Below are 10,303 nucleotides of genomic sequence, written 5' to 3'. Positions count from 1 at the left end.
GATCATCTAATTGATTGAATAATTCTTGAATGTCTTCTGGCTGAATATCAGGCCCCATACCATTGATTTCTGTTTCTTCATCTGATTTCATTTTTACGTTGATTCTAGATAATCCTTTCTTTACATGAATGAAATCTGTTTTAGCTCCATAACTCTCTAATCGATGTTCAATTTCTTCTCCTGTAAAACCTGCCATAAAACCTAGGGCTGTACTTTCGTGTCCAAGATTGGATAGGACAATTGAAACATTAATGCCTTTTCCTCCGGGAAGGATTTCTTCGAATTTTGTTTTATTAATGATACCAGGCTTAAAATGATCGACTTGAATAACGTAGTCTAATGAAGGGTTAAAAGTAATTGTATAAATCATAATGATCTCCTTTTCTTTATCTGATTATAGGATACTCCTTTTATTGTTGTTTCGCAAGTGAAATATTTTTGAAATAACAGTTGACAATTAAAATAATCCGGTTATTATGTAGATGTAGCTTTTGAAACAACAATTTACAGAGAGAGGAGACTTTTAAAATGAAAGCAAAGGCAGTGCGATTACATGGAGCTAATGATTTAAGATTAGACGAATTTGAATTACCAGAAATTAAGGAAGATGAGATTTTAGTAAAGGTTGTCTCAGACAGTGTCTGTATGTCAACTTACAAATGTGCCATCTTAGGAGTGAATCATAAACGTGTGCATGAAGATGTTGCGGATCATCCAGCTATTATGGGACATGAAATGGCGGGTGATATTGTTAAGGTTGGTGCTAAGCATCAAGACAAATTTAAACCGGGAATGAAATTTACTTTACAACCAGCATTAAACTATAAAGGAACAATGTGGTCACCTGGTTATTCTTATGAATTTTTTGGTGGAGATACAACTTACTGCATTATTCCAGCTGAAGTAATGGAGCTAGGATGCTTACTTGAATATAAAGGTAAAGCGTATTATGAAGCTAGTTTAGCTGAACCAATGTCATGTTCGATTGGAGCATTTAATGCAGCTTATCATACACATATGGGTGTGTATAAACATGAAATGGGAATTAAGAAAGATGGAAAACTTGCGATTCTTGCAGGAGCAGGCCCTATGGGACTTGGCGCATTAACATATGCGTTGCATAGAGATATTCGCCCTAAAATGGTAGTAGTTGCGGACGTAAATCAAGAAAGATTAGATCGAGCAGCTCACTTATTCCCAGTTGAAGAAGCGGCAGCTGATGGAATTGAATTGCATTTCGTGAATACAGGAAAGATGGAAGATCCTGCAGCCGGCTTAAAAGAAATTACAGGTGGAACTGGTTTTGATGATGTATTCTGTTATGCACCGGTTGAAGCGGTTGTGGAATTGTCAAGCGCTGTATTAGGTCGTGATGGATGTTTAAATTTCTTTGCGGGGCCTACGGACAAACAGTTTAGTGCAAGAATGAATTTTTACGATGTTCACTATAATTCGACACATGTAATGGGAACTACAGGTGGAAATACAGATGATATGATTGAATCTTTACGCTTAACAGCAGAAAATCGTATTGATCCAGCTGTTATGATTACACATATTGGTGGTTTGAATGCAGCGGCTGAAACAACATTAAATTTACCTAAGATTCCAGGCGGAAAGAAGTTGATTTATACGCATTTAAATATGCCATTGATTGCGTTAACAGATTTAAGAGAAATGGGAGAAAAAGATGATCGATATACTGCGTTGGCAGATATCGTAGATGCTCATAAGGGATTGTGGTGTCCTGAAGCCGAAGAATATTTATTGGCTCATTTTGAACAAGAATAGATTTTATAAAACCGAGAATCTTGTGTATACTAAATACAGTAAATACAGGAGGTATTGTATGGAAGTAATGGATCAAAGAAGAAACGAAATTGTAGAGTTTGTGAATGAAAACCAAACGGTCACTTTTACACAATTAAAAGAAAAATTTCCTTCTGTGTCTGAAATGACATTGCGTACAGATTTAAAATATTTAGATCAAGCTAAAAGAATTGTTCGAATTCATGGGGGAGCCAAATCTATGGATGTGGTTTCTGGAAATGATGATGTCTTAAAACTTCGTTACGGACGGAATGTAAACGAAAAGAAAGAGATAGCGCAAAAGGCATTATCATTTGTAGAACCAGCTAAGACAATTTTTGTGGATTCAGGCAGTACGACTACAATGTTGGCACATGTTTTAAATAATCAAAATAATATTTTTTATACAAGTGGCTTAACGTGTGCTATAGAGATGGCAAAACTTTCTAAATCGAAAGTGTTTGTGACAGGTGGAAATCTAAATATGCGAAGTTTTAGTGTCAACGGAATGGATGGACTTCGCTGCTTAGAGAAGGTCAACTTCGATGTTGCGTTTATTGGTGTAACTCGTTATGCAAAAGATACGGGGTTTACATGCGAATCTTTAGAGGATTGTGAGTTAAAGCGAAAGGCAATTGAAAGATCTAAAAAAGTGATTGTGTTAATGGATTCTAGCAAAGTGGAAAGAAAGGGTACATATACAATTTGTGATTTAGATCAAGTGGATGTATTGATCAGTGATTCGTTACTTTCAGATAGTTTTAAACAAGAATGTGAAAAACGAGGACTATCTGTATATTAAGAAGTCCTAAGAAAGGACAATTATGAAAACAACTATTCAAAAGCTTGGTAAAAGCTTATCTGCGATGGTTATGCCTAATATTGGTGCTTTTATCGCTTGGGGATTTATAACAGCTTTATTTATTGCGGACGGATGGTTACCAAATGAACAATTGGCATCGATTCAACCATATATGTTGACTTATTTATTACCAGTATTAATTGCGGCAACCGGAGGAAGAATGGTTGGCGGTGATCGTGGACTTGTGATGGGGGCGATTGCGATTATTGGATGTATTGCCGGTGTTGGTGGAACCCAAGGACAACCTATGTTGATGGCAGCTATGGTTATGGGACCATTTTCTGGCTGGGTAATTAAAAAATTTGATCAAATGATGGATGGACATATGCCTGCTGGCTTTGAAATGTTGATCAATAATTTCTCTGTCGGTATTTTAGGTATGTTGATTGCGATATTAGGATACTATATTATTGGCCCTTTTATGACAGGTGTTTTGACTGTGTTAACATATGGAGTTGATGTACTTGTAAATAAGGGATTGATTCCTTTGGTAGCAATCTTTATTGAACCGGCTAAGGTTTTATTCTTAAACAATGCGATCAACCATGGAATATTTACACCAATTGGAGCTGAACAAGCTGCACAAACAGGCAAATCCATAATGTATATGTTGGAGGCTAATCCAGGTCCTGGTTTAGGTGTACTATTAGCTTATTGGTTATTTGCGAAAGACAAAGCAACGAAAGATTCTGCGCCTGGAGCTATTATTATCCATTTCTTAGGTGGAATTCATGAAATTTATTTTCCATATATTTTGATGAATCCAGTTGTGATTGTTGCTCCAATTTTAGGGAATATTTGTGCAATTGCATTTTACTCTATTTTCAATATTGGATTGAAAGGTCCATCAAGTCCAGGTTCAATTATTGCTTTCTTGTCTATGGCAGAAAAAGGCTCTGTGTTCATGACAGCATTAGGTGTTTTGATTGCGGCTGGCGTTTCATTCTTGGTGGCAAGCCCAATCGTTAAGCTTGCTGGGGAAAAGAATTTGGATGAAGCTAGTAAAAAGGTGCAGTCTATGAAAGCTGAAAGTAAAGGAAGAAGTGAAGCTTTATTAGATGTTTCTTTGGTTCGTAAGATCGTATTCGCGTGTGATGCAGGTATGGGATCTAGTGCAATGGGAGCTACTAAATTTAGAAACCGTTTAAAAGGTGTGCGACCAGACTTAACTGTAATTAATACTTCTGTGGATAATATTCCAGTGGATTGTGATGTTGCGGTCGTACAAGAAACTTTGGTAGAGCGTGCAAAAAAATCTGCACCTTTTGCGAAAATAGTTACAATATCAAACTTCTTGGCAGATCCAGCTTTAGATAATTTATTCTTCCAGCTATCAACGGGTGATTCGATTGTGACAGAAGCTGTTAAGGAAGAGGCTGAAGAATCAAAACCGGTTCAAGAAGATGTTATTCAATTGGATGGAATTAAATTAAACCTTCCTTCTGTATCCAAAGAAGAAGCGATTACAGAGGCTGGTAAGTTGTTAAGAGAATTAGGCTATGTGGATGGTGCTTATATACCGGCTATGTTGGAACGTGAAGAATTAGTAACTACTTATATTGGTATGGGATTGGCTATTCCTCATGGCACTACACATGGTGATGATGTGATTCATAAAACAGGTATCGTATTGCTTCAATATCCGGATGGAATTCAGTTTGGGGATGAAAAAGCACAGCTTGTGATTGGTATTGCAGGTAAGGGTGGAGAACATATGGAAGTGTTATCTAAAATATGTTTGGCCCTTGAAGATGAAGCTGTACTTAATAAAATGAAGACAACGAATGATAAAGAGTGGATATTAAAACAATTATCATAATAAAGAAGGACGAGAAAATTTACTCGTCCTTTAATTTGTTTGCGATTTCATCGATTGAATCTAAGAAATAGATGTTTTGTTGCTGCTTTGGTGTGGATAATTCACAATCAATCATGTGCTGTAGGAATGCTTTTAAATGATCGTAATATCCATTCACATTATAGAAAATGCATGGGCATTCAAGTTGGTACAGTGAAAGTTTTGATAAGATTTCACTGACTTCTTCTAATGTTCCAGTTGCGCCTGGAAAGGCAATGAAAGCATCACCAAGTTCAATCATTCTTGTTCTTCGATCGGCAATGTCTTTTTCAATGTACAGCTCGGTAAGGTTATCCATGTGGACACCTTCATCCACAAACATTTGTGCTTCTACACCAATTACTTTGCCACCCGCATTTAATGTGCTATTGGCTAGTTCTCCCATTAATCCGGTTTTAGATCCACCGAACACTAATGTATGATTGTTTTTGGCAATCCATGTTCCTAATTCTATTATTTTTGTTTTAAAGTCTGGATCATTTCCATAGGTTGATCCTAAATATACTGTAATGTTCATAAACTACCTCCTGCAATTAGTTTACATTAAAATTGTGCACAAAAAAAGCTTAGCACAAGCTAAGCTTACATGGAAATAAATCCAAATGCGTTCGCAATTGAACTTAATAAAATAATGAATGCGAAAATTGGACATAAGTATTGAATCATGAAATTGAATATTTTCTTACGTTTGAATGAATTTCCATCTTTTGTGATTTCTGCTTCGACTTTTTCTAATCCAACAACTCTTGAAACAAATATACAAATCGCAATGGCAGCGATTGGCATCATGACTGAGTTTGTTAAGAAATCAAAGAAGTCTAAAAATTGCATTCCGATGATTGTTACGTTTGACAATGGACCATAACCTAAACATGATAGTGTTCCTAACCCAATCATAATAATGCCTAAAATGATTGTAGATTTTTTTCTAGACCAATGTAATTCATCTTGGAATGTGGATACAGCACTTTCGGTTAGCGCAATAGAGCTTGTGATAGCTGCAAATAACACCAACAAGAAGAAAATGATACCGATACCTGTGCCTAGTCCCATACTTGCGAATACTTTAGGGATTGTGATGAACATCAAGGATGGTCCGGCTTTTAATGTTTCCATGTTTCCACCTGAAAAAGAAAATACAGCTGGAATAATCATCAATCCTGCCATAATCGCAATGGCTGTATCGAAAATTTCTACGTTTTCTGTTGAACCTTCAATGGAAACGTCTTTTTTCATATAAGAACCAAATGTGATCAAAATACCCATCGCAATGGATAACGAATAGAACATTTGTCCCATAGCACTTACTACGGTCATCCATGAAAAATTATCAAAATTAGGAATTAAGAAATATTTAACACCTTCAAATGCACCAGGTCGACTGATTGAATATCCTGCAATGATTACAGATAATACGACAAGAACTGGCATCATAAATTTGGATACTCTTTCAATTCCGTTTTGAACACCTGCATAAATGATGGCGAGTGTAAAGAAAGTAAAGAGTATAAAACATATTTCTGTAGATACTCCGTTTGAAATGAAGTTTGAAAAATATGTATCTGTGGCAAGTAATTTTGCATCACCTTTTAAATACTCGAATAAGTACTTGATGACCCAACCTCCGATTACAGAATAATAGGGTACGATCAAAATTGGAATAATGGCATTGATCCATCCGGAAAATGATGCAAACTTTGTCTTTGCGAAAGTATGAAAAGCTCCCACTGGACTTTTCTTTGTCATTCTACCTAGTGTTGTTTCGGCTATAATCATTGTATAACCAAAAGTTAAGGCAAGAACAATGTAAATAAGTAGGAAGATTCCTCCTCCGTATTTTGCGGCTAAATAAGGAAATCGCCAAATGTTACCAAGACCAACACTGGCTCCTGCGGCAGACAAGACAAAACCTAATTTGCCAGAAAATGTACTACGTTTATTGTGCATAATAAAAACACCCTTCCTCAATGATTTAAATTATATCATCTATGAAAGGGTTTGCGCAATTTTATGAAAAAATAAATGTTGAATTTCTTAACATTTCTGAAAAATATGTTTTGAATAAAAAAAGAAGTCCTTTCGGACTTTGTTTGAAAAATGGTGACGCGTACGGGATTCGAACCCGTGAATGCATGCGTGAAAGGCATGTGAGTTAACCGTTTCTCCAACGCGCCATGTATATGAAACTCGTCTTTCTTGACAAGTGCTCATTTATATTACTACATGATTTTAATTAATGCAAGTATTTTTTTAAAATATTTGACAGAAAGTTTTAATGGTATATAATGTGAACAGTTAATTAAGTTAACTAAGGAGAAAAATATGATTCGATTATTAGTAGATTCAGCAAGTGATTATACGCAAGAAGAGATTAGAAATAAAAATTTATATTTTGTGCCATTACAAATTCAGATTGAAGGAAAGAATTATTTGGATGGTGTTGATATTGATAAGGAAACGTTTTATGAGAAGATGATGAATTCAAAAGAATTTTTTAAAACATCACAACCATCACCACAAGAATTTTTAGATATCTTTGAAGAAGGGAAGAAGAAACAAGAGACATTGATTTGTTTATCTTTATCGAGTAAGCTAAGCGGAACATATCAGAGTGCTTGTCTGGCAAAAGACATGGTGGATTATGAAAATATCTATATTGTAGATACATTAACTGCGGTTGCTGGAATTCGCTTACTATGTGAAGTGGCAATAAACTGGATTGATGAAAATAGAAGTGTTGAAAATATTGTATCTGGCTTAGAAGAATTAAAAGAGCATGTGCATATTTATGCGGGTTTAGATACATTGGAATATTTGGCTAAGGGTGGAAGAATTTCTAAGACAGCAGCAGCTATTGGAACTTTAGCAAGTATTAAACCAATTATTTGTGTAGAACATGGAGAAGTTGTGGTTGCCGGTAAGACACGTGGTGTAAATAAGGCAACGAGTGTTGTATGTGAAAAGATGCAGTCAGATATTGTTGATACATTGTATCCAGTTTATACATTGTATTCATATGGTTTAGAGAATGTTGAAAAATTAGAATCAAAACTGGATTTAGATGTGAATCGTGTTCGTATTGGTTCAACAATTGGAGTTCATATTGGACCAAATGCATTTGGTGTTTGTTTCGTATCTAAACTATAGTCAACTTGTGAAGGTGTATACATTTTAGTATAATGGATATACGGATTGACAAGGAGAATTTTTGATAATATGAAAACAACATTAATTATTATGGCAGCTGGAATTGGTTCTCGTTTTGGTGGTGGAATCAAACAGTTAGCTAAAATGGGTCCAAATGGAGAAATCATTATGGATTACTCAATTTATGATGCGAAAGAAGCTGGCTTCGATAAAGTCGTGTTTATTATTCGTAAGGATATTGAAGAGGAATTTAAAGAAGTAATAGGTAATCGTATCCAAAATTATATGGATGTAGAATATGTATTCCAAGATATCAATGATTTACCAAAAGGATTTACTTGTCCTGAAGGTCGTACAAAACCTTGGGGAACAGGCCAGGCTGTATTATGTGCGAAAAGTGTTGTAGATACACCATATGTGATTATTAATGCGGATGATTATTATGGAAAAGAAGCATTTGTGAAGTTACATGATTTCTTGGTTGAACATGCGAAAATGGGAAAAGAATTTGACATGGGCATGGCTGGATTCATTTTAAAGAACACTTTAAGTGAGAATGGAACTGTAACTCGTGGTGTATGTAAAGTGGATGATAATAATTTATTAAAAGAAGTTTATGAAACAACTGGAATCAAGGCTGAAGGGGATAAAATCGTATGTGATAATCCGGAAGTAGAGGCTTGGGCAAAACCAGAAAGTAATGTTTCTATGAATATGTGGGCTGGTTATCCAGATTTCTTAGACTATTTAGAAAAGGATTTTAGTACGTTCTTATCAAATATTTCAGATAATCCGATGAAGAAGGAGTATTTGCTTCCAAATATTGTGGCTGAATTATTGAGAGAAGATCGTATCAATGTAAAGGTACTTGAAACGCATGATAAATGGTTTGGTGTAACATATGCCGAAGATAAGGAATATGTGCAAAATGCCTTTAAACAATTGATTGAAAATGGTGTATATCCTGAAAAATTATGGAAATAGGACGATTTGTCCTATTTTTTTTGTTAGATTAATGGTATAATCCAAACGTGTTTCGTATATATCGACTAATACGGTGTCGATGTTTCTACCCCTAAACCGTAAATTCAGGGACTATGAATCAACCTGCTTTTTTATTGTGTCGCGTTGATTCTCGTTTTTGTACGAGACTTTTTTATTTTCGGAGGAAAAGAATGAGAAAAGAAGATGTGAAAAAAGGTTCGATATATGAACTTGATGGAGTTGTACCTTTAAAAGAGGCATTGCCTTTAGGAATCCAACACGTATTGGCGATGTTTCTTGGAAATATCAGTCCATTATTGATTATTGCAGGAATGCTTGGATTATCACCGGATTTAAAATCTGCATTGATTCAAAATGCGATGTTTATTGCAGGAGCTGTTACTTTAGTTCAGTTATATCCAGTGTGGAAAGTGGGAGCTAAACTTCCAATCGTTATGGGTACAAGTTCTGGATTTATTGGAACTGCCAAAGCAATGGGTGCTCTATATGGTTATGGTGCATTGATGGGAGCAAGTTTAATTGGTGGTTTATTTGAGATGGTGTTAGGTTTCTTCATCAAACCATTAAGAAAATTATTCCCACCAGTTGTTACTAGCTTAGTTATCATTTCCATTGGTTTATCATTACTTCCTGTTGGTATCAATTATTTTGGTGGAGGTAGTGGTGCTGCTGATTTTGGGGATCCTAAACATTTGTTGGTTGGTACATTTGTTATTTTGGTAATTATTATCGCAAAACAAATTAAAGGTTTTGTGAATAATGCTTCGATTTTGATCGGTATTATTGCCGGATATATCTTGGCCATTGTATTAGGAATGGTTGATTTTACGCAAGTTCAAACCGCTTCTTGGATTGCACTTCCAACTTTTATGCCAGTGAAGATGGAATTTAATTTGGAAGTAATTATTGCGATGGGAATTATGTTTATTGCGACAACAGTTGAAACAGTCGGAGATGTTTCTGGTATCACAAATGGTGGTTTAGATCGTGAAGCAACTTCTGAAGAATTACAAGGTGGCGTTTTGGCAGATGGTTTAGGTTCTGTTGTTGCCTCATTGTTTGGAGTTTTGCCAAATACTTCATTCTCTCAAAATGTTGGTTTGGTTTCAGTGACTAAAGTTGTTAACCGTTTTACAATTATGACAGGAGCTATCTTCTTGATTCTTTGCGGTTTCTGTCCAAAATTAAGTGCTTTATTTGCGGTTATGCCTCAATCTGTACTTGGTGGAGCTGCCGTTATTATGTTTGCGAGTATTTTGGTAAGTGGTATTCAATCATTGATGCGTGTTGAATTCAATGAAAGAAATACTTTGATTATTGCCTTGGCAATTGGTCTTGGAATTGGTATTGGACAAGTACCTACAGTTCTAGCACAATTACCAAGTTGGGTTGGAAATATTTTTGCACAAAACGGAATTATTATGACGTTTGTGATCGCAACCGTATTAAATTTAATTTTGCCTGGTAAAAAAGACTAACAAATCGGTGTTAAACATTGTGTTTAACACTTTCTTTTTGTGTTAAAGACACATTTAATAAATTAGGATATAAAGCTAAAATCAACACTCATACAACGTCTTATATAAATTGACTTCTGGGCATATATCTTTATTTCGAATGCC

At 35.3% G+C, this 10,303-nt stretch carries 9 protein-coding genes, 1 tRNA gene and 1 riboswitch; of the genes, 6 read left to right on the top strand and 4 right to left on the bottom strand.

Annotation, left to right across the window (positions count from 1 at the left end; genetic code table 11):
* Positions 1-370: 1-phosphofructokinase family hexose kinase (locus ACZQCL_RS03225; protein ID WP_482481832.1), on the bottom strand; the 370-nt coding region annotated here is incomplete at its 3' end.
* 158 nt (positions 371-528) lie between these two features.
* Between ACZQCL_RS03225 and ACZQCL_RS03220 the strand changes: the two genes are divergently transcribed.
* Genes ACZQCL_RS03220 through ACZQCL_RS03210 form a run of 3 tightly spaced genes read left to right on the top strand, consistent with a single transcriptional unit; the run spans position 529 to position 4,490 of the window.
* Positions 529-1,791 carry a zinc-binding dehydrogenase gene (locus tag ACZQCL_RS03220; RefSeq protein ID WP_227992167.1) on the top strand — a complete coding sequence of 421 codons (1,263 nt, stop codon included), beginning with the start codon at positions 529-531 and terminating at the stop codon, positions 1,789-1,791.
* A gap of 58 nt (positions 1,792-1,849) precedes the next feature.
* On the top strand, positions 1,850-2,611 hold the full coding sequence (locus ACZQCL_RS03215) for a DeoR/GlpR family DNA-binding transcription regulator (protein WP_227992166.1): 762 nt from the start codon (positions 1,850-1,852) through the stop codon (positions 2,609-2,611).
* Positions 2,612-2,633: 22 nt separating this feature from the next.
* A complete protein-coding gene (locus tag ACZQCL_RS03210) occupies positions 2,634-4,490 on the top strand; it encodes a PTS mannitol transporter subunit IICBA (RefSeq protein WP_482481831.1) in 1,857 nt (618 codons plus the stop codon).
* Between the two features lie 19 nt (positions 4,491-4,509).
* Here ACZQCL_RS03210 and ACZQCL_RS03205 read toward each other — a convergent pair whose 3' ends face one another.
* The 3 genes from ACZQCL_RS03205 to ACZQCL_RS03195 form a co-directional block, all read right to left on the bottom strand.
* The gene (locus ACZQCL_RS03205) at positions 4,510-5,046 is read right to left on the bottom strand and encodes an LOG family protein (protein WP_337533561.1); all 537 of its coding nucleotides are present in this window, start codon (positions 5,044-5,046) and stop codon (positions 4,510-4,512) included.
* 65 nt (positions 5,047-5,111) lie between these two features.
* Positions 5,112-6,476 (bottom strand): sodium-dependent transporter, encoded by a 1,365-nt coding sequence (locus tag ACZQCL_RS03200; RefSeq protein WP_118116109.1) that lies wholly within the window; start codon positions 6,474-6,476, stop codon positions 5,112-5,114.
* A 151-nt stretch (positions 6,477-6,627) separates the two neighbouring features.
* A tRNA-Glu gene (locus ACZQCL_RS03195) sits at positions 6,628-6,703 on the bottom strand.
* A gap of 148 nt (positions 6,704-6,851) precedes the next feature.
* On the opposite strand from ACZQCL_RS03195, the gene ACZQCL_RS03190 reads away from it, so the two are divergent.
* From ACZQCL_RS03190 to ACZQCL_RS03180, 3 genes are all read left to right on the top strand, one after another.
* Positions 6,852-7,676, top strand: a complete 825-nt coding sequence (locus tag ACZQCL_RS03190) for a DegV family protein (RefSeq protein ID WP_482481830.1) — start codon at positions 6,852-6,854, stop codon at positions 7,674-7,676.
* A 69-nt stretch (positions 7,677-7,745) separates the two neighbouring features.
* A complete protein-coding gene (locus ACZQCL_RS03185; protein WP_482481829.1) occupies positions 7,746-8,660 on the top strand; it encodes a nucleotidyltransferase family protein in 915 nt (304 codons plus the stop codon).
* A 32-nt stretch (positions 8,661-8,692) separates the two neighbouring features.
* Positions 8,693-8,794, top strand: a riboswitch (purine riboswitch).
* 57 nt (positions 8,795-8,851) lie between these two features.
* Positions 8,852-10,159, top strand: a complete 1,308-nt coding sequence (locus tag ACZQCL_RS03180) for a uracil-xanthine permease family protein (protein ID WP_217799031.1) — start codon at positions 8,852-8,854, stop codon at positions 10,157-10,159.
* The last annotated feature ends 144 nt before the right edge of the window (positions 10,160-10,303 follow it).

It is taken from the genome of Holdemanella sp., assembly GCF_056804935.1.
This window is presented reverse-complemented; position numbering and strand designations above follow the sequence as displayed.